The sequence below is a fragment of the Amycolatopsis eburnea genome, from assembly GCF_003937945.1.
GTDB classification, from domain to species: Bacteria; Actinomycetota; Actinomycetes; order Mycobacteriales; family Pseudonocardiaceae; genus Amycolatopsis; species Amycolatopsis eburnea.
Window position 1 is genome coordinate 149,992 of the sequence record NZ_RSEC01000021.1, and the last position, 19,781, is coordinate 169,772.

General features: G+C 73.5%; 14 protein-coding genes. 7 read left to right on the forward strand and 7 right to left on the reverse strand.

The features are described 5' to 3' along the window. Position 1 precedes the first annotated feature (1 nt). Both EIY87_RS04565 and EIY87_RS04570 read left to right on the forward strand, forming a co-directional pair. A complete protein-coding gene (locus tag EIY87_RS04565) occupies positions 2–3,403 on the forward strand; it encodes an AAA family ATPase (RefSeq protein ID WP_191983949.1) in 3,402 nt (1,133 codons plus the stop codon). Next, positions 3,400–4,377 carry a hypothetical protein gene (locus EIY87_RS04570; protein ID WP_125306379.1) on the forward strand — a complete coding sequence of 326 codons (978 nt, stop codon included), beginning with the start codon at positions 3,400–3,402 and terminating at the stop codon, positions 4,375–4,377. The genes EIY87_RS04565 and EIY87_RS04570 overlap by 4 nt, the downstream gene beginning before the upstream one ends. 331 nt (positions 4,378–4,708) lie before the next feature. On the opposite strand, the gene EIY87_RS04575 is transcribed toward EIY87_RS04570, so the two are convergent. Beyond that, positions 4,709–5,194: a hypothetical protein gene (locus EIY87_RS04575; RefSeq protein ID WP_125306380.1), complete on the reverse strand. Its 486-nt coding sequence runs from the start codon at positions 5,192–5,194 to the stop codon at positions 4,709–4,711. A gap of 129 nt (positions 5,195–5,323) precedes the next feature. Between EIY87_RS04575 and EIY87_RS04580 the strand changes: the two genes are divergently transcribed. After that, positions 5,324–7,375 carry a glycoside hydrolase family 3 C-terminal domain-containing protein gene (locus tag EIY87_RS04580; RefSeq protein WP_125306381.1) on the forward strand — a complete coding sequence of 684 codons (2,052 nt, stop codon included), beginning with the start codon at positions 5,324–5,326 and terminating at the stop codon, positions 7,373–7,375. A 137-nt stretch (positions 7,376–7,512) separates the two neighbouring features. On the opposite strand, the gene EIY87_RS04585 is transcribed toward EIY87_RS04580, so the two are convergent. From EIY87_RS04585 to EIY87_RS04600, 3 genes are all read right to left on the reverse strand, one after another. Beyond that, positions 7,513–8,094: a hypothetical protein gene (locus EIY87_RS04585; protein WP_125306382.1), complete on the reverse strand. Its 582-nt coding sequence runs from the start codon at positions 8,092–8,094 to the stop codon at positions 7,513–7,515. A gap of 57 nt (positions 8,095–8,151) precedes the next feature. Further along, positions 8,152–8,397, reverse strand: a complete 246-nt coding sequence (locus EIY87_RS04590; protein WP_125306383.1) for a hypothetical protein — start codon at positions 8,395–8,397, stop codon at positions 8,152–8,154. Positions 8,398–8,725: 328 nt separating this feature from the next. Then, positions 8,726–9,427 carry an IclR family transcriptional regulator gene (locus tag EIY87_RS04600; protein ID WP_163046815.1) on the reverse strand — a complete coding sequence of 234 codons (702 nt, stop codon included), beginning with the start codon at positions 9,425–9,427 and terminating at the stop codon, positions 8,726–8,728. Between the two features lie 143 nt (positions 9,428–9,570). Here EIY87_RS04600 and leuC point away from each other — a divergent pair, with 143 nt between their 5' ends. From leuC to EIY87_RS04620, 4 genes are all read left to right on the forward strand, one after another. Then, positions 9,571–11,004, forward strand: coding sequence for a 3-isopropylmalate dehydratase large subunit (gene leuC, locus EIY87_RS04605; protein WP_125306384.1), 1,434 nt, complete (start codon positions 9,571–9,573; stop codon positions 11,002–11,004). A gap of 21 nt (positions 11,005–11,025) precedes the next feature. Beyond that, on the forward strand, positions 11,026–11,628 hold the full coding sequence (leuD, locus tag EIY87_RS04610) for a 3-isopropylmalate dehydratase small subunit (RefSeq protein WP_125306385.1): 603 nt from the start codon (positions 11,026–11,028) through the stop codon (positions 11,626–11,628). 227 nt (positions 11,629–11,855) lie between these two features. After that, the gene (locus tag EIY87_RS04615) at positions 11,856–12,515 is read left to right on the forward strand and encodes an HU family DNA-binding protein (RefSeq protein ID WP_125306386.1); all 660 of its coding nucleotides are present in this window, start codon (positions 11,856–11,858) and stop codon (positions 12,513–12,515) included. Between the two features lie 457 nt (positions 12,516–12,972). Beyond that, the gene (locus tag EIY87_RS04620) at positions 12,973–15,684 is read left to right on the forward strand and encodes an AfsR/SARP family transcriptional regulator (RefSeq protein ID WP_225439706.1); all 2,712 of its coding nucleotides are present in this window, start codon (positions 12,973–12,975) and stop codon (positions 15,682–15,684) included. Positions 15,685–15,771: 87 nt separating this feature from the next. Here EIY87_RS04620 and EIY87_RS04625 read toward each other — a convergent pair whose 3' ends face one another. The 3 genes from EIY87_RS04625 to cofC form a co-directional block, all read right to left on the reverse strand. After that, complete coding sequence (locus EIY87_RS04625; RefSeq protein ID WP_125306388.1) at positions 15,772–16,725, reverse strand: NUDIX hydrolase; 954 nt, start codon at positions 16,723–16,725, stop codon at positions 15,772–15,774. After that, complete coding sequence (locus tag EIY87_RS04630; RefSeq protein ID WP_191983950.1) at positions 16,722–19,085, reverse strand: RNA degradosome polyphosphate kinase; 2,364 nt, start codon at positions 19,083–19,085, stop codon at positions 16,722–16,724. Before EIY87_RS04630 ends, EIY87_RS04625 begins: the two co-directional genes overlap by 4 nt. A gap of 64 nt (positions 19,086–19,149) precedes the next feature. Then, on the reverse strand, positions 19,150–19,761 hold the full coding sequence (gene cofC, locus EIY87_RS04635) for a 2-phospho-L-lactate guanylyltransferase (protein WP_125306390.1): 612 nt from the start codon (positions 19,759–19,761) through the stop codon (positions 19,150–19,152). Between the last annotated feature and the right edge of the window lie 20 nt (positions 19,762–19,781).

Below are 19,781 nucleotides of genomic sequence, written 5' to 3' on the forward strand. Positions count from 1 at the left end.
AATGCGGCCAGTGCTGCTGGAGATGACCGGGTTCGCGTCCTTCCGCGAGAAGACCGAAATCAGCTTCGCGGACACGGACTACTTCGCGCTCGTCGGGCCGACCGGCTCGGGCAAGAGCACGGTGATCGACGCGCTCACCTTCGCCCTCTACGGTTCCGTCGCCCGCTGGGACCACGAAGGCCTGGTCGCGCCCGCGCTCGCGCCGACGGCGAACCGCGCGACCGTGCGGCTGGTGTTCGACGCCGGGGGCACGCGCTACCACGTCGTGCGGGAAGTCCGGCGCAGCGGCGGGAAGAAACCCACGGTCAGCGTCAAGAACGTGCGCCTGGAACGGCTGATCGACCCCACCGCGCTCGGCGGGCCGGAAGACGACGCCGACCCGGTCGCCGCGGACTCCGAGGTCACCCCGGCGATCGAGCGCCTGCTCGGGTTGACGTTCAAGCACTTCTGCACCTGCGTGGCGCTGCCCCAGGGCGACTTCGCGGAGTTCCTGCACGCCAAGGCCGCCGATCGGCAGAAGATCCTCATCAAGCTGCTGGGACTGGAGGTCTACGAGCGGATCGGCCGCCGCGCCGGGGTCACCGCCGAACAGCAGAAGCAGCGGGCCGCCGTCCTGACCGAACAGCTGGGCAGCTACGCCGACGCCACGGAAGAAGCCGTCGAAGCGCTCGCCGCGCGGATGACCGCCCTCGCCGAGCTGGACGCGCGCGTGAGCGCCGCCCTGCCGGGGCTGAACGACGCGACCCGCACGCACGACGAAGCCCGGCAACGCGTCGCCACGCTGACCAAGGAACTCGGCGTCCTGGACGCGCTGGAGCGCCCGGACGGCGTCGAAGACCTCGAATCCCGGCGCCAGGCCGCGGCGGACGCCGTGACGGCCGCGCAGGCCGGGCTGGAAGCCGGGGAGACGGCGGACGAAGCGGCGCGGGCCGCGCTGGCCGCCGGGCCGGACCGGAGCGGGCTGGAGCGGATCCGCGCCGCCCGCGCGGAACTCGCCGAAGCGGAGCAGGCGCTCCCGGGACTGGAAGAAGCGGCGAAAGCGGCAACAGCGGCGAAGACGGCCGCGTCGGCGTCGGTCGCCGAAGCCGTGACGGCGGTCGAGGCGGCCCGCAAGACCCGGGACACCACCGCGCGGGCCGCCGAAGACGCCGCCGCGCGGGCGGACGTCGCCCGCCGGGAACGCGACCGGCTGGCCGGGGTGCGGCCGCCGGCGGATCTCGGGGACCTGTCGGAAGAGGCGGCGCGGGTCGCGAAGCGCACGGCCGAGGCCGACACCCGCCTGCGTGCCGCCGAAACCGCCGACGCCGAAGCCCGCGCGGCGCTGGCCGCGCAGCCCGACGTCGCTCCGCTCGCCGCCGCGCGTTCCGACGCCCGCACGCTCTACGCGGTCGCCGAAGCCCAGCGGAAGGCCGCGCCCGAGCAGGCCGCACGCCGCACCGAACTCGAAGCGGCGCGGACCGCGTTCGCCCGCGCTGACGCCGAAGTCACCGCGGCGAAGGCGGCGGTGACCGAAGCCGAACGGGCCGGGCAGGCGCTGGGCCTGCGGGCCGGGCTCGTGGTCGGGCACCCGTGCCCGGTGTGCGAGCAGGAAGTCGCGACCCTGCCCGACGCCGGCGGGCACGCCCACCTGGCCGAGGCGCGCGAACGGCTCGAGCGGGCCGAAGCCGGCCGCGCGACCGCGGAGTCCGCGCTGCGCAAGCTGGAGCGAGCCGTGGACCGTGACGCCGACTCGGCCGCGACGGCGGCCGCGCAGGCGGAAGAACTGCGTGTGGTGCTCGCGGAAGTGGCCGGACCACCGGAGTCGGCGGTCCTGCGCCGCCCGGTCGAAGCGGCGTTTTCCGAGCGGGACTACGCGGATCTGGTCACGGCCGTGCGCGAGCGCGGGGAGTGGCTGTCGAAGACGATCGACGCCCGCACCCGCGTCGCCGAGGCCGCGACCGCCGCCGACCAGGAACTGGCGGCGGCCCGCACCGGCCGCGCGGCCGCGCAGCGCGAGGCCGACGCCGTCGAGAAGTCGTTCGCCGCGGCCAAGGAAGCCCTGCGGGCGGCCCGCGATCCCCTGGTGGAGCTGGGCGCGCCCGCCGTCGACTCCGGCGACGTCCCGGCGGGCTGGCGGCTGTTGACGTCGTGGGCGGCGACGGCGCTCGAAGAACGGCGCACCTCGCTGGCCGCGCTGGAAGCGGCCGCCGAAGCCGCGGGCAAGGAAGCCGTCGTCGCGGCCGACGACCTCGCCTCCGCCGAGCGGACCGCCGAGCAGCGCCGGAAGCAGGCGGAAGAAGCGGCGCTGGCCGAGCAGTCGGCGAGCACCGCCGTGACGACCACCCGGCGCCGGCACGGCGAACTCGTCGAGACCCTGGCCGGGGCGCCGTCCGCCGACGCCGTCACCGAGCAGCTCGCGCGGGTCGCCGAACTCGAGCAGGCCGCGAAGAAAGCGGACGCCGACCTGCGGACCGCCCGCGCGGCCGCGAAACAGGCGGCGGAAGCGCAGGCCCGCGTCGCCGAGCAGGTCGCCGCCGAACGGCAGCGGCTGTCCCGCGCGCGTGACCCCCTGGTCGGGCTGGGCGCGCCGCCGATCGACGGCGAAAGCCTGCTCGGCGCCTGGACCGCGCTCACGGACTGGGCGGCCGGGCAGGCGGAGGAGCACCGCGCCCGGCTGGCCGCCGCCGGAAAGGCGGAAGGCGAAGCCGCCGAAGCGTTGCGGGCGGCCGAACGCGCGGTCGCCGACGACATCACCGCGCTCGACGTCGCGCTGCCCGAGGGCTCGGTGCGGGACCGGGCCCCGGTGGCCGTCGCGACCGCGCGGGCCCGCGCCGAAGCCGACCACACGGAAATGAAGCGGCGCGTGGCGCACGTGGCCGGCCTGCAGGGCGACATCGCGGCGGCCGAGTCCGACGCGCAGGTCGCGCGGCTGCTCGCGGACCTGCTGCGCTCGGACAAGTTCCCGCGCTGGCTCATCGCCGGCGCGCTCGACACGCTCGTCGCCGAGGCGTCGGCGTCGCTGCTCGAACTCTCCGGTGGCCAGTTCGAGCTCACCCACGACAAGGGCGACTTCCTGGTGGTGGACCACAACGAGGCCGACGCCCGCCGCCCGGTCAAGACGCTGTCCGGCGGCGAGACGTTCCAGGCGTCGCTCTCGCTGGCACTGGCGTTGTCGTCCCAGCTCGGCGCGATGGCCGCCGAGGGCGCGACCCGGCTCGAGTCCATCTTCCTCGACGAGGGCTTCGGGACCCTGGACGAAGCGACCCTCGACGTCGTGGCGTCCACGCTGGAGAACCTCGCCGCCACCGGCTCCCGGATGGTCGGGGTGATCACGCACGTGCCCGCGCTGGCCGAGCGCGTCCCGGTGCGGTTCCTGGTCACCCGCGACGGGTCCGGCTCGCACGTCGGCAGGGAGGGCGCGTGACCGCCGTGGCAGGCATGAACTTCAGCATCGACACCTGGGACCCGGGCTACGGCAGCTCGATGGAGGCCGAGGAACTGGCGCGGTCCGGTGCCGAGGTCGAACTCGAGGTCGAGGTTCCGACGGAGGAGTGGGCGCCGATCGACCCGTCGCCGGTGCCGGCGCCCGACGCGGTGTTGTTCGTCGACGGCGTCCGCCGGATCGACGCGCGGGTCTGGATCGACGACCCGGCCGGGACGAACTCGGCGTCCATCGGGCTCTGCGCGTCGTACGCGGCCGGAGTGGTGTGCTGCTGTTCGGGCCGGGCGCACGTCGTCGCGACCGACGTCCGGCGAGGCGTGTTCACCGTGGCGTCGGAAGCCGCCGACATCCCGACCCCCGCGGGGGTCTACCGGGCGTTCCGCGCCGCCGCCAAGGAGGACAAGCCGCTGGCGGTGGTGCTGTCCTCGGCGTTGCAGGAGCAGCTGGCCGAGGCCGAGCTGGACACCGCGACCGCGGCGCGGGCGGCGATCGCGGGGCACGTCGGCAGCGACCTGCTGGTGGTGGACGGCCCGCTGAGCGGACGCACGCACCTGCCCCGGGCGGTGGGGTTCATCAAGAGCCACCAGACGACGTACCTGCCGGGCGAGCTCAACGCGATGGTCGGCGCGCTCGGGCCGCACCAGCGCACCCCGGTGTTCCTGATGGGGACGACCTGGGTCCGGCACTCCTGGTACCTGCGCCTGCCGTCGGTGGGCGGGCCGCCGTGGTCCGGGGTGGTGCGGGTGGAGGCGGCACCGCACCTCGGGCGCGCCGAGGTGGCCGAGCTGGCGAACCTCACGCAGTCGGTGCTGGGGCGGTTCGCTTCGGTGGCTTACAAGGACTCGCGGGCGCCGCAGAACCTGTACCCGATCGCGGGGCTGGAGCGCGACCTGCGGCACCGGCTGGGGGACCAGCAGTTCGTCTACCGCGCGTTGCGGCTGGCCGCGACCCGCTGAGACCTGGACGGCGCGGCGACCGCTCCCAGGCCGGATGGCGACTTCCGCGTGGCCGGGACCTTGGTGCGGGCGGCGACTTCCGCGTGGCGGGCGGCGGGTGCGTGGCCGGGACCTTGGAGCGGCTGGCGTGGGTGCGTGACCGCGACCTCGGTGCGGTTGGCGACTTCCGCGTTGCGGGCGGTGGGTGCGTGATCGCGACCTTGGTGCGGTTGGCGACCTTCGTGCGGCCGGCGACCTTCCCCACGGCCGGTGGCGGTTGCCCAGCCGTGCTGGGCCCCGGGGCGGCGGGCCTGGGGAGCACGTGCCGCCCCGGGGTGTCCGGTGTGGAGGGTCAGCTCAGCGAGCCGTCTCCGGTCTGCGGCGCGCCGGCCGGCTTGACCGCGACCTGCGGCTTCGCCGGTTTCGGAGCCTTCGACGTCGCCGGCGGCTTCGGCGTCGTCGTGGGCGGCTTCGGGTGCCCCGAGCTGCTCGGCGGCGGCGTGCCGAGGATCGTGAAGCTGCCGGTGGCCACGCGCCCGTCCGAGCAGGTGAACCGCGCCGTGTACTTGCCCGGGGTCGTGATCGCCGTGGTGTGGCCGCCGGCCCGGCCCCAGTTGCCGCCCTCGGTGAACACCAGTGGTGCGGCGAAGCCCTTCGACGTGACCGCGGTCTTCGGGGAGCAGCCGCCCAGCGCCGCGTGGGTTTCCGCGTCGACCCGGCCGCCCGGCTCCACCTGCTGGGTCAGTCCCCAGCTGACTTCGGCCGCGCTCGCCGGGGCCGCCAGTGCGAGCGTCGCGGTGCTCGCCGCCATTAGGCCGATCAGGGTTTTCTTCACCATGGTTCGTCCCCTCTCCTCGTGCCCCTTCCACGCCTGAGCCGGGGAAATGGTTGAGTCCCCCGGAAATTTCACGTACGTGAACATCGTCGAGGCTGTGTTTCCTGCTCACGTATGGGGTTAGCTGGGCCCATGCGCACCGGTCGGCTCGTTCTCGCGGTGGTCCTGGGTTTGTCGCTGGCGACACCGGCGGCGGCGGACGCGCAGCCGTGGCGCGACGCCAGGCAGCCGCCGGATCGCCGCGCCGCCGAGCTGATCGCGGCGATGACCCTCGACGAGAAGATCTCCCAGCTGCACCTGCAGCCCGACGCGGAGCACCAGCGGTTCGTGCCGCCGATCCCGCGCCTGGGCGTGCCCGGGTTCCGCATCGCCAACGGCCCGGCGGGCATGGGCCCGGCCGACGACAAGCCGCAGAAACCGGCGACCGCGCTGCCGGCCACGATGGCGCTGGCGTCGACGTTCGACACCGGCCTGGCGCGCCGCTACGGCCGGCTGATCGGCGCCGAAACCCGCGCGCTCGCGCACAACGTGTCCGAGGCGCCCGACATCAACATCGCCCGCGTGCCGCGCAACGGCCGGACGTTCGAGGGGATGGGCGAGGACCCCGTGCTCGCCGGCGCGCTGGCCGCCGCCGACATCCGCGGCATCCAGGAGAACGGCACCATCGCCGAGGTCAAGCACTACGCGGCGAACAACCAGGAGACCCAGCGCTTCAGCATCGACGAGCACATCGACGAGCGCACGCTCAACGAGATCTACCTGCCGCACTTCGAGCAGTCGGTCGTCGAAGGCCGCGCCGGCTCGGTGATGTGCGCGTTCCCGAAGATCAACGGCGTCTTCACGTGCGAGAACCCGGCACTGCTGCAGGGCAAGCTGCGCGACGAGTGGGGGTTCGAGGGTTTCGTCCAGTCGGACTGGGGCGCCGCGCACAGCACCATCGGGTCGGCGGCCGCGGGCATGAACCTCGAGATGATCGACGGCACCTGGTACGGCGACCGGATGAAGCAGGCCGTGCTCGCCGGGCAGGTCACCGAGCAGCGCGTGGACGAGCTGCTGCGGCCGCGGTTCCGCACGATGTTCGCCTTCGGGCAGTTCGACCACCCGCCGGTGCTCTCCCCGCTGCCGACGGCCCGGCACGACGCCACCGCGAAGGAGTTCGCCGAACGCGGCATGGTGCTGCTGCGCAACGAACACGCCCAGCTCCCGCTCGATCCCGCGGTGCGGTCGATCGCGCTGATCGGGCCGTTCGCGACCCGGGCCAAGACCGGCGGCGGGGGCAGCTCGGCCGTCATCCCGACGTCCACAGTGGACCCGCTGGCCGGGCTGCGGCAGCGTGTTCCGGGCGCGGCCGTGACGCTCGACGACGGCAGCGACGTCGCGCGGGCGGCCGAGCTGGCCCGCGGCGCCGACGTCAGCGTGGTGATGGTCGGGGACAACGAGACCGAGGGCAAGGACCGCCCGAGCCTGGCGCTGGAGGGCACCCAGGACGCGCTGGTGGCCGCCGTCGCCGCGGCGAACCCGCGCACGGTGGTCGTGGTGAAGAGCGGCGGCCCGGTCCTGATGCCGTGGGCGGCTTCGGTGCCCGCGATCCTGCAGGCGTGGTACCCCGGCCAGCAGGACGGCGCGGCGGTGGCGAGCGTGCTCTTCGGCGACGTCAACCCGTCGGCGAAGCTCCCGATCACGTTCCCGGCCGCGGACGCGGACACCCCGGCGAACACTCCCGCGCGGTTCCCGGGCGTGGGCGGCGTCGCGACCTATTCGGAGGGCCTGCAGGTCGGCTACCGGTGGTTCGACGCGCAGGACCGGACACCGCTGTTCCCGTTCGGGTACGGCTTGTCGTACACGACGTTCGCGTTCTCGGGGTTGTCGGTGCGGAACACGGGTGACGGCGCGACGGCGACGTTCACGGTCCGGAACACCGGGCGGCGGGCGGGTGCCGAGGTCGCCCAGCTGTACCTGGGCTTCCCGGCGGCGGCCGGGGAACCACCGCGGCAGCTGAAGGGGTTCTCGCGGGTTTCGCTGGCACCGGGGGAGTCCCGGCGGGTGACGATCCGGCTGGCCGCGCGCGACTTCTCGGTGTGGGACCCGGCCGGTCACGGGTGGCAGCCGGTGCGCGGCGGGTTCACGGTGTCGGTCGGTGATTCCTCGCGGTCCTTGCCGCTGCGTGCGTCGTTGGTGCGGTGAGGCAGGCGCCCCGGCCAAAGCGCCCCAATGTGGCGTTCGGTGCGTCAGACGCACCCAATGTGGCGTTCGGTGCGTTGGACGCAACCAACGCCACATTGGGGCGCTTTCAGGACCGCTTCCTGCGCACCTCGGCGGCGTCAGCCCTTGCAACCCGGCGCGGTGGCTGCGGCCAGCATCAGCTCGGGGGACTCCGCCATCGGCGCGACCGGGTCGTAGGTGCCGTCGATGTCCTGCTGCGCGCGCTGGACGGCGTCCGCGGCCGGGCCCTGGGAGGCGCCGTCGCCCGGCTTGGCGTTGTCGAGGGCCTTCTTCGCCTCCGCCGCGCGGTCGCGGGCCGTCGTGTACTTGGTCACGAACGCCTGCCGGACCTTCTCGGCGACCGGGACGGGCGCCGGGGGCAGGGCGGTCAGCTTGTCGACCACCTCGCCGGTGCGGGCCGCGATACCGCCCAGGGTCGCGCTCAGCGCCTGCTGCGCTTCGGCCACCGAGCCCGGGTCGGGCTTCGGCGTCCCGGCTTCCGCGTTGGTGCGCTCGCGGTAGCCGTGGATCGCGGCGCAGAAGCCGTCCACCCAGCCGAGCACGGCCGGATCGGCGGCGGCGGTGGGCGCCGACGGCGTCGCGGGTGCCGTCACGGTCACCGTCGGCGGCGCCGCCGGGGGCGTGCCCGAGCAGGCGGTCAGCAGCAGGCAAGCGCCGAGCAGTCCCGGAACGGTCTTCATGGGTCCCCCTCGCGGTGTCCTCGGCGGGTACACGCGCGAGCCTGCCGGACGGTTGCTTCAGGCCGCGGCGAGGGTCCCGCCCAGCGCCCGCTGCCCGTCGTCGGTGAGCTCCGCCCGCGCCCACTGCCCGACGGCGACCGCCCGCGCCGGCCGGATCAGGCCCGCGCGTGCCAGCTCGTGCGCGGTCGCCTGGTCGCAGCACGGCAGGCCGTCGACCCGCAGATCCGGTTCGCAGCTGCAGGTCAGCTCGGCGCGGCCGGCGCCGACCGCCCGCAACATCGCCAGTGCCCGTCTGTTCAACATCGTGGTCCCCCTTCGTGGAGCTGCCGGAAAGGAGACGTGACCGCCGTCACCGAATACGCGGGATTCGCGAGGTTCCCCCGAACGGTGCACCATGAGCCCACGACGGATCCGATCGGTGACCGGACGCGACGATGTCCGACGACGGCACCGAGCGCGGAGTGGACCGAGGCCCTCGACCTGCTTCTGCCCGAGCCGGGCCCGGGCGGGAGTTCGTGGCGAACTACGCCAACTCGACGTGGGGCGCGATGCGCACCCGATGGGCCTTCACGGTTCGCGACGGCAAGGTGGCGCGCTTCGAAACCGGTCAGGCCTGAGTGCTGACGCGGTCCTAAAGCCGTTCCTGCAACGCGTCCGCGGCCGCGAGGAGGTCCGCCGCCCAGCGGGCGCCCGGTTTGCGGCCGATGCGCTCGATCGGGCCGGAGACCGAAACCGCCGCCACGACCGTGCCCGCCGAATCGCGCACCGGCGCCGAAATGCTGGCCACGCCGGGTTCGCGCTCGGCCACGCTCTGGGCCCACCCGCGCCGCCGCACCTCCAGGAGCGTGCGCTCGCCGAAGACCGCGTCGGCCAGGATCGTGCGCTGCGTGTGCGGGTCGGCCCACGCCGCGAGCACCTTCGCGCCCGAGCCGGCCGTCATCGGCAGGCGTGACCCGATCGGGACGGTGTCGCGCAGGCCGCTCGGCGGCTCGGCCGTGGCGACGCACACGCGCTGGACGCCGTCGCGCCGGTAGAGCTGCACGCTTTCGCCGGTGACGTCCCGCAGCTTCGGGAGCACCACGCCTGCCGCGTCGAGCAGGGGATCGGTCGAGCCGCCCGCCAGTTCGGCCAGCGCGGTACCGGGGCGCCAGCGCCCGTCCGGGCCGCGGCGCAGCAACCGGTGCACCTCGAGCCCGACCGCGAGCCGGTGCGCGGTGGCGCGCGGCAGACCGGTCCGCGTGCAGAGTTCCGCGAGGCCGCAGGGGTCGTCCGCGACCGCCTGCAGCACGGCCACTGCTTTGTCCAGTACTCCGATACCGCTATGCTGTCCCACGACCCGATACTAGCGTCCCGCACTTTGGGAAGTCCAGTATCTGGGAAAACCCTGAACTCGAGCTGCGCCCCTCCTTCGCGGCTCGCATTCGCCCCCGCGGTGCGCGCCCGAGTTCCGACGTCGAACCGTGGAAGGAGCCGGAGATGACCAGCCCGACCGGCAAGGCCCGCACACTGGCGGAGAAGGTGTGGGAAAGCCACCTCGTGCGCCGAGGGGAAGGCGCCGAACCGGACCTGCTCTACATCGACCTCCACTTGCTGCACGAAGTGACCAGCCCGCAGGCCTTCGACGGCCTCCGCCTGGCCGGGCGGCCGGTGCGCCGCCCCGACCTGACCATCGCGACCGAGGACCACAACGTCCCGACCGTCGACATCGAGCTCCCCATCGCCGATCCGGTCTCGCGCACCCAGGTCGACACCCTTCGCCGCAACTGCAAGGAGTTCGGTGTCCGGCTGCACCCGATGGGTGACGCCGAGCAGGGCATCGTGCACGTCATCGGCCCGCAGCTCGGCCTGACCCAGCCCGGCATGACCGTGGTCTGCGGCGACAGCCACACCTCCACGCACGGCGCGTTCGGCGCCATCGCCTTCGGCATCGGGACGTCCGAGGTCGAGCACGTCCTGGCCACCCAGACGCTGCCGCTGCGTCCATTCAAGACGATGGCGATCACCGTCGACGGGCAGCTGCGCCCCGGCGTCACGGCGAAGGACATCATCCTCGCGGTGATCGCCAAGATCGGCACCGGCGGCGGCCAGGGCTACGTCCTGGAGTACCGCGGCTCGGCCATCGAGGCGCTCTCGATGGAAGCCCGGATGACCGTCTGCAACATGTCGATCGAGGCCGGCGCCCGCGCCGGGATGATCGCCCCGGACGAGACGACGTTCGAGTACCTGAAGGGCCGCCCGCACGCGCCGAGCGGCGCCGACTGGGACGCGGCGGTCGAGAACTGGCGGCAGCTGCGCACCGACGAAGGCGCCGAGTTCGACGCCGAGGTGCACCTCGACGCCGGCGAGCTGACGCCGTTCGTGACCTGGGGCACCAACCCCGGCCAGGGTCTCCCGCTGGGCGCCGAGGTGCCCGACCCGGAGCAGATCCCGGACGAGAACGACCGCATCGCGGCCGAGAAGGCCTTGTCCTACATGGATCTCAAGCCCGGCACGCCGCTGCGGGAGATCGCGGTCGACACCGTCTTCCTCGGCTCCTGCACCAACGGCCGGATCGAGGACCTGCGGGCCGCGGCCGAGGTGCTGCGCGGCCGGAAGGTCGCCGACTCGGTCCGGATGCTGGTGGTCCCCGGCTCGATGCGGGTCCGCAAGGCCGCCGAAGCCGAGGGCCTCGACGCCGTGTTCACCGAGGCCGGCGCCGAATGGCGGCAGGCGGGCTGCTCGATGTGCCTGGGCATGAACCCGGACCAGCTGAAGCCGGGGGAGCGCAGCGCGTCGACGTCGAACCGCAACTTCGAGGGCAGGCAGGGCAAGGGCGGCCGGACGCACCTGGTGTCGCCGCTGGTGGCCGCCGCCACGGCCGTCCGGGGGACGCTTTCGTCGCCGGAAGACCTGCTGACCGCCGCCCGCTGACCCACCCGAGGAGCTACTCCCATGGAACCGTTCACCCAGCACACCGGCGTCGGCGTCCCGCTGCGCCGGTCCAACGTGGACACCGACCAGATCATCCCGGCGGTCTACCTCAAGCGGGTCACCCGGACCGGCTTCGAGGACGGCCTGTTCGCCGCCTGGCGCGGCAACGAGGACTTCATCCTCAACCAGGAGCCGTTCAAGAACGGCAGCGTGCTGGTCGCGGGACCGGACTTCGGAACCGGTTCCTCCCGCGAGCACGCCGTCTGGGCGCTGATGGACTACGGCTTCCGGGTCGTCATCTCCGCCCGGTTCGCCGACATCTTCCGGGGCAACTCCGGCAAGGGCGGCCTGGTCGCGGCGCAGTGCGAGCAGCACGACGTCGAACTGCTCTGGAAGCTGCTGGAGAACGAGCCCGGCACGGAGGTCACGGTCGACCTCGAGACCAAGACCGTGCGGGCCAAGGACTTCACCGCGCCCTTCCAGATCGACGACTACGTCCGCTGGCGGCTGCTGGAGGGCCTCGACGACATCGCTCTCACGTTGCGCCATGCCGGTGAGATCGATGCCTTCGAGAGCGCCCGCCCGTCCTGGAAGCCGACCACGACGCCGATCACCGCCGGCTAGTCCGGTTTCGAGCGGGATCCCTTGCCCGGCAAGGGATCCCGCTTCTTTTTTCGGCACGCCGAAACCGGGCCGGACGGCCCTCGCGAGGCCTTCTCCGTGAGGCGAAACCCGCCCCGGGGCAAGGGAAAGGGTCCGCGTACCGTTTGGAATTTGCGCTGCCTTGGTAATACCGTGTGCTGGTCGGCCGACCGGGCCGTGGACGGGTACTCCCTTCTTGGAGGACTGGTATGGCCAACAAGGCCCAGCTGATCGAGGCGCTGTCGGAGCGCCTGGGCGACAAGAAGGCCGCTTCCGAGGCGGTCGACGGTCTGGTCGACATCATCATCCGGACGGTCAACAAGGGCGAGAAGGTCACCATCACCGGCTTCGGGGTGTTCGAGAAGCGCGCCCGCGCGGCCCGGACGGCCCGGAACCCCCGCACCGGCGAGGCCGTGCGCGTCAAGAAGACGAACGTGCCCGCGTTCCGGGCAGGAACCACGTTCAAGGACGTCGTTTCCGGCGCGAAGAAGCTGGCCAAGGCGGCGCCGGTGAAGCGTGCGGCGGCGTCCCGCACGACCACGTCCCGTGCGGCGGCGGCGAAGCCGGCGACAACCACGCGGACCCGTGCGACGGCGGCGAAGCCGGCGACGACGACGCGGACCCGCGCGGCGGCGGCGAAGCCGGCTGCGGCGAAGACGACGACCACGCGCACGAGGGCGGCGGCCACGAAGACGGCCGCGGCGAAACCGGCGGCGGCCAAGACCACGGCGGCGAAGCCCGCGGCGAGGACGACCGCGGCCAAGACGACTGCCGCGAAGACGACGGCGGCGAAGACGACCACGGCCCGGAAGACCACCGCGGCCAAGGCACCGGCCAGGCGGACGTCGACAGCGGCGAAGAAGAGCTGACCGGCCAAAACTGTCGGACCCCTGCGGTAACGTGAAATCAGGGGGTCCCCAGGGGGCGACCTCTGGTCAGACGAGCGACTTTTCCGGCAGGGCCCCGCGCGAACCGCGCGGGGCCCTTTCGCGTGTCCGGGCCGGTGTGGCAGAAGCGAAGCCGGCCGCCCATCCGCCCCGATGCGGCCAAACCGATCCCCGCCCCCAAACTCCCGGCTCCCGAACCGAAAGTCACTCACCGCCAACTCCCGTGTCCCGCGCCCACCCGCCCGGCCCAACCCCGGCCCCGGTACCGGTTCCGCCCAATTTCGCAAAGTTGCTTGAGCGCCCGGCCGAGTGATGCCACGCTGCGTTCCTCGGGGCCCGTGCGCGGGCCCGGCGGCGTGCGACGGCTGATCTGGGGGCGACCACCATCGACATCCGGCTGCTCGGCCCGTTCCAGGTGCGCGTCGGCGGTTCCCCGGTCGTGCTGACCAGTTCCCGCCAGCGCGCGCTGCTCGCGACCCTCGCGCTCGCCGCGGGACGGCTGGTGTCGATCGACGCGCTCGCGCGCGGGGTGTGGGGCGAGACGCCGCCCGCGCACATCCGGGGCAGCCTGCAGACCTACGTCATGCGCCTGCGCCGGCTCTGCGGCGAAGACGTCGTCGTCACCGAACCGGACGGGTACCGGCTGGTCGTCGACCCGTCCCGGGTGGACGCGCTGCGGTTCCTGCGCGCCCTCGACCAGGCCGCCGCCACGAGCGATCCCGCGCAGCGGCGGGCGCTGCTCACCGCAGCGCTCGCCACCTGGGGCGGGACGCCGCTGGAAGGCGTCGGGTCGCCCGCGCTCGCCGCCGAATGGGAGCCGCTGCTCACCGAACGGCACCTCTTCGCCGTCGAACAGCGCATCGACCTCGACACCGGGCTCGTCCCCGACGCGCGGCTCGTCGCCGAGCTGACCGACCTCGTCGCCCAGCACCCGCTGCGGGAGTCGTTGTGGGAACGGCTGGTCCGCGCGCTCGCCCGGTCCGGGCGCCGTGCCGAAGCGCTCGCGCGGTACGCCGGGCTGCGGGCGCTGCTGGCCGACGAACTCGGGGTCGAACCCGGGGAAGACCTGCGGCGCCTGCACGCCGAACTGCTCGCCGCCGACGCCGGGCCCGCGGTGCACACCGTGCCGCGGCAGCTGCCCTTCGACGTCGCCGGCTTCACCGGACGCGGGCCCGAACTCGCCGAGCTGGACCGGCTGCCGCCCGGGGGCGCTTCCGGCATCGTCGTCATCGAAGGCACCGCCGGTGTCGGGAAGACGTCGCTGGCCGTGCACTGGTCGCACCGCGTCCGCGACCGCTTCCCCGGCGGGCAGCTGTTCCTCGACCTGCGCGGCCACTCCGCGGGCACCCCCGTCACGCCGGACGCCGCGCTCGCCGGGTTCCTCCGCGCGCTCGGCGTGCCGCCCGAGTCCGTGCCTGCCACCGTGGAGGAACGTTCGGCCCTGCTGCGCAGCCGGCTCGACGGCAGCCGCACGCTCATGCTGCTCGACAACGCCCGCGACGCCGACCAGGTCCGCCCGCTGCTGCCCGGCTCCGGCAACCTCGTGGTCGTGACCAGCCGAAACCAGTTGCGGGGCCTGGTCGCGCGCGACGGCGCCCGCCGCATCGCGCTGCGGTCCTTCGACGACGGGGACGCCGCCGCGCTGCTCGCCGGCAGCGTCGGCCCGCGGCGCCTGGCGGCCGAACCCGGCGCCGTCGCCGAGCTCGTCCAGCTCTGCGGGCGGCTGCCGCTCGCGCTCGCGCTGGCCGGGGAACGCGCTTCCCGCTTCCCCGGCGTTTCGCTCGCCGGGATCGTCGAAGAACTCCGTGACCAGCGGCTGCGCCTGGACACCCTGCGCGACCCCCAGGACGCCGGCACCGACCTGCGCGCCGCGTTCTCCTGGTCCTACAAGGCCCTCCGCCCGGCCGCCGCGCGGTTCTTCCGGCTGCTCGGCCTGCACCCCGGCCACGGCTTCAGCCTGTCCTCGGCCGCCGCGCTCGCCGGTGCCGACCTGCGCGAAGCCCGCGAACTCGCCGACCAGCTCGCCGCCGCGCACCTGCTGAACCAGCCCGGCACCGACCGCTACCAGTTCCACGACCTCCTGCGCGTCTACGCCGCCGAACTCGTCGAAACCGAAACTACGGCGGACGACCGCGCTTCCGCGCTGCGCCGGCTCCTCGACTGGTACCTCGCCACGGTCGCGGAGGCGAACAAGCTCGTCCGCCCCGACCTGCTCACCGAGGACATCACCCTCGGCCCGCCGCCGGTGCCCGCCGTCCACTTCACCCAGCACGAGCAGACGATCGCCTGGTACGCCACGGAACGCCCGGCCCTCACCGCGCTGGTCGGCATCGCCGCCGACCGGGGCTGGACCGCGCACGCCTGGAAGCTCGCGTGGCTCCTGCGCGGCTTCTTCGCCGAACGCCACGACCGCGACGACTGGATCACCACCGCGCGCGCGGCCGTCGCCGTGACCCGCGACGCCGGCGACAACACCGGCCTCCAGTACAGCGCCAACAACCTCGGCTCGGCCTACCTGCGCACGCTCCAGCCCGACCAGGCGCTGGAAGCGCTGGAGGAGGCCCGCGCCGCCTCGGAGTCCGGCGGCGGCACGGCGCTGGCCGTGGCGATCCTGTCGAACCTCGCCGGCGCTTACTACGTCCGCGCCGAGTACGCGGAAGCCGAGCGCTACGCCCTGCAAGCCGTCCACCTCGCGCGCGACCACGGGCAGCGCACTTTCGTCCCGCACGCGTTGCTGAACGTCAGCGCCAGCCGCATCGGCCTGCACGACTACGACCACGCGGCCGAAGCCGCCGAGGCCGCGCACGAAGCGTTCGCCGAGCTGGGCGACCGCTACCACGCGGCGCTCGCCCTCGGGAACGTCGCGGAAGCGCTCGCCGGCGCGGGCAGACACGACGAAGCGGAGAAGGCGGGCCTCGACGCGCTCGCCGAGCTGAAGGAGCTGAACGCCGACTACGGCACCATCGACGTCCAGATCACCCTGGGCCGCCTCAAGCAGCGCACCGGCCGCGGCCGCGAGGCGGCCGGCCACTGGACCGAGGCGCTGACCGTCAGCCAGCGCCTCGGCGATCCCCGGGTCACGGAGATCCAAGCCCTGCTGGCCACGGTGCCGACAGACGAGCCCTCGCCCGGGGATGCGCCGTACCCCTAGCCCGGCGCAGCCCAGCGGGACCCGGGACCAGTACACCAAGATCTACTGTCAGGACGCTGTCTCGCGGTTGTCCGGTCCGTCCGCGGATCAGGAGCGGGTGGGCGCCGGGGCGGGGAGCGCGCTCGGGTAGTAGTCCGCCGCCAGGAGCAGCGGGCCCTCCTCGGCCGTCGGCGGGCGGAACGACAGGACCCAGAACGAGCCCTTCTTGCTGGGCACGACCCCGCCGCGCGCGGCGGGAAGCTCCACGCCGTCGCGGTCGGCCAGCGCGCTCACCAGGTCCGGGATCACGCCGCCCTGGCTGGACACCACCGGTGTCCCGCCGTCGCCGGCCACGGCCAGCAGCCGCGCCACGCCGAGCACCGGGTCCGGCCAGTAGCCCTCTTCGGAGAACAGCGGTTCGTGCCGGACTTCGGCGCCGATGTCGTCCGCGATCCCGTGCACCGTCTGCACGCACCGCAGCCGCGGCGCGGACAGCACCCGGTCGGGCCCGAACAGCGCCAGCACGCGCCGGAGCGCGGCCGCCTGCCGCACGCCCGCTTCCGACAGCGGGCGCAGGTCGTCGTCGCCGGTCCACTCGTCGCGCTTGCCCGCCTTCGCGTGCCGCACCAGCAGCACCGTCGACAGGCCCACCGGCAGCTCGCAGAACGCCCGCAGCACGCGCACGTCCGCCGGCCGCGTCAGCAGCTTCTCCGCCGCCCGCGGCTCGAGCCAGCGCAGCTCGTCGACCTCGTCGTTGGCCGCGAACTCGCCGGACACCGCTTCCGCGGCGAAGTAGTCGACCGTCTTCGGCACCGTCCCGGACCCGGTGCGCGACGGCACCGCGTAGGTCGTGCGCGCCACGTAGCGGCCCAGGACCGCGGCGAACCCGGTCTCCTCGCGCACTTCGCGGACGGCGGCCTCGGCGCTCGTCTCGTCCGGGTCGAGCTTTCCCTTCGGCAGCGACCAGTCGTCGTACCGCGGGCGGTGGACCAGGGCGACCTCGGTCTCCCCGCCGGCGACGCGCCACAGCACCGCGCCGGCCGCCCGTACCTCGTGGGTCATCCGGCGGCCCCGTGCCGCTTCGCCAGCTCCAGCTGGTGGTCCCGCACCCGCGAGCCGTCCGCCGGGAACGGCGCCCATTCGCCGCTGTCGGTCAGCACCCAGCAGCGCGTCGCCGGGTCGAGCGCCGAGTCGAAGATGTCGTCGAGCTGCCGGGTCAGCTTCGGGTCCTTCACCCGCACCAGCGCCTCGATCCGCCGGTCCAGGTTGCGGTGCATCATGTCCGCGCTGCCGATCCAGTGCGTGCCGCCCGCGCGGAAGTGGAAGATCCGCGAGTGCTCCAGGAACCGGCCCAGGATCGACCGGACGTGGATGTTCTCCGACAGCCCTTCGACGCCGGGCTTCAGCGTGCAGATGCCGCGCACCACGATCTCGACCGGCACCCCGGCCTGCGACGCGTGGTAGAGCGCGTCGATGACCTGCTCGTCGACCAGCGAGTTGCACTTGATCCGGATCCCGGCCTGCTGCCCCGCCCGCGCCAGCTCGATCTCTTCGCCGATCGCGCGGACGATGCCCCGGCGGATGCCGTGCGGTGACGTCAGGATCGTCCGGTAGGTGTCCTGGCGGGAGTACCCGGTGAGCACGTTGAACAGGTCGGTGACGTCCGCGCCGATGCTCGGGTCGGCGGTGAACAGGCCGATGTCCTCGTAGAGCCGCGCGGTCTTCGGGTTGTAGTTGCCGGTGCCGATGTGGCAGTAGCGCCGGATCGTCGAACCCTCCTGGCGCACGATCATCGACACCTTGCAGTGCGTCTTCAGCCCGACCAGGCCGTACACGACGTGGACGCCCGCGCGTTCCAGCGTCCGCGCCCAGGTGATGTTGGCCTGCTCGTCGAACCGCGCCTTGATCTCGACCAGCGCGACGACCTGCTTGCCCGCCTCGGCGGCGTCGATCAGCGCGTCGACGATCGGGGAGTCGCCCGAGGTCCGGTACAGCGTCTGCTTGATCGCGAGCACCTTCGAGTCGGCCGCCGCCTGCTCGATGAACCGCTGGACGCTGGTGGAGAACGAGTCGTACGGGTGGTGCACCAGCACGTCGCCCTCGCGCAGCGTGGCGAAGACGCTCTTCGGCGTCTCGCGCTCGCCGAACGCCGGGTGCGTCGCCGGCACGAACGGCCGGTCCTTGAGCTCCTTGCGGTCCACTCCGGACAGCTGGTGCAGGCAGGTCAGGTCGAGCAGGCCGGGCACCTCGACGACGTCCGCGGGGTCGACGTCCAGCTCGCGCAGCAGCAGCTCGAGCATGTGCTCGCTCATGTCCTGCGCGACCTCGAGGCGGACCGGCGGGCCGAACCGGCGCTGCGCCAGCTCGCGCTCGAGGGCCTGGAGCAGGTCTTCGTCGCGGTCTTCGTCGACCTCGAAGTCGGCGTTGCGGGTGACGCGGAAGACGTGGTGCTCGGTGACGTCCATGCCGGTGAACAGCTCGCCGAGGTGCGCGGCGATGAGCTCTTCGAGCGGCAGGAAGGTGGCGGTGCGGCTGGCGCGGTCGGTTTCGACGCGCATCAGCCGCGGCACGTTGCTCGGCACCTTCACCCTGGCGAAGCGCTCGGTGCCGCCCTCCGGGTCGCGGACCGTGACCGCGAGGTTGAGGGACAGGCCCGAGATGTACGGGAACGGGTGCGCCGGGTCGACGGCCAGCGGCGTCAGCACCGGGAAGATCTGCTCGGAGAAGTAGCTGGACAGCCGCAGCTGGTCGGCGCCGGGCAGGTCGGCCCAGCCGACGATGTGGATGTCGTGCGCGGCCAGCTCCGGGCGCAGGTGCTTCTCGAAGGCGCCGGTCTGGCGCTCGACCAGGTCCTGGTTGCGCTTGGCGATGTAGCCCAGCTGCTCGCGCGGGGTGAGCCCGTCCGCGCTGCGCACCAGGAGACCGGTCTCGTCGCGGCGCTTCAGCCCGGCGACGCGGACCATGTAGAACTCGTCCAGATTGGACGCGAAGATGGCGAGGAACTTCGTCCGCTCCAGCAGCGGCTGCGACTCGTCCTCGGCCAGCGCGAGCACCCGCGCGTTGAAGTCCTGCCACGACAGCTCGCGGTTGAAGTACCGGTCGTCCGGCAGCGTCTCGACGGCGGCCGGCGCGGCGGTGACCGCCGGCGGCGCGGACGGGACCGAACGGAACTCCTCGGCGTTGCGCCCGTTGCCCTGCGAGGCGCTGCGGCGGCGGGTGGTCGCCGGGGTGGCCTTGCGGACCCGCGGCTTCCCGGCGGTGGCGCGGGCCGCGGTGTCGCGTGCGGTGGCCTTCGACGGGACCTTCTTGGCCGTGCCCGCCCGGCTGGTGGTTTTCTTCGCCGTCTCCGAAGATCCGCTTGCCGGGTTCCGTCGCCTCCGCGGTGCGGGCGTGCCGCCGTCGTCTGTGCTCACGGACCCCATTCTTCACCAAGCCACGCGGAATTGCGCAGGGCGCGGTGAAGGTCAGATGAACAGCTCAGCGCGGTCACGCGAGCGCTTCCGCCGTGTGTTTTCCGACACCCAGCGCGCGGACGTGGGCAAGATCGTCCGCGGTGTCGACGTCACTGCGGAGGGTGGCGAGCGGCGCTTGCAGCGGGACGGCCCCGGAGCGGCGGTGCGCGGCCGCCGAGCCCAGCCCGAACCGCGGGTCGAGGGCGGCGCCCGGCGCGGACAGCAAGAGCGTGGTGCCGGTGCCTTGCCGATCGGCGACGAAGGCCCGGCGGCCGTCCGCTTCCGCGATCGCCGCGGTCAGGTCGCCGGCGCGGAGGGCGGGGAGGTCGGCTTGGAGGGCGCCCACGACGGCCGCGGGGTCGTCCTTCCGGAGCTGGGCTTCGCCGTGGCGGAATGCTTCGTTGAGACCTCCGTGCGGGGGTTCGCGGATGATTTCGACGCCGAGCTCCGCGAGTTCTCCCACGGCGTCCGGGTCGGCGGCGACGAGCAGGACCCGCCGCACCCGCCCGGCCGAGACGACGGCGGCGAGCGTGTCGGCGGCGAGGGCCAGTACCAGGGCGGGGTGGTGGTCCGCGCCGACCGCGCCACGCAGCCGCGACTTGCCGTCGCGGGGGTGTTTCATCGGCACGACCAGGTCTACGTCCACGTGTCCATCTTTACCGGAAA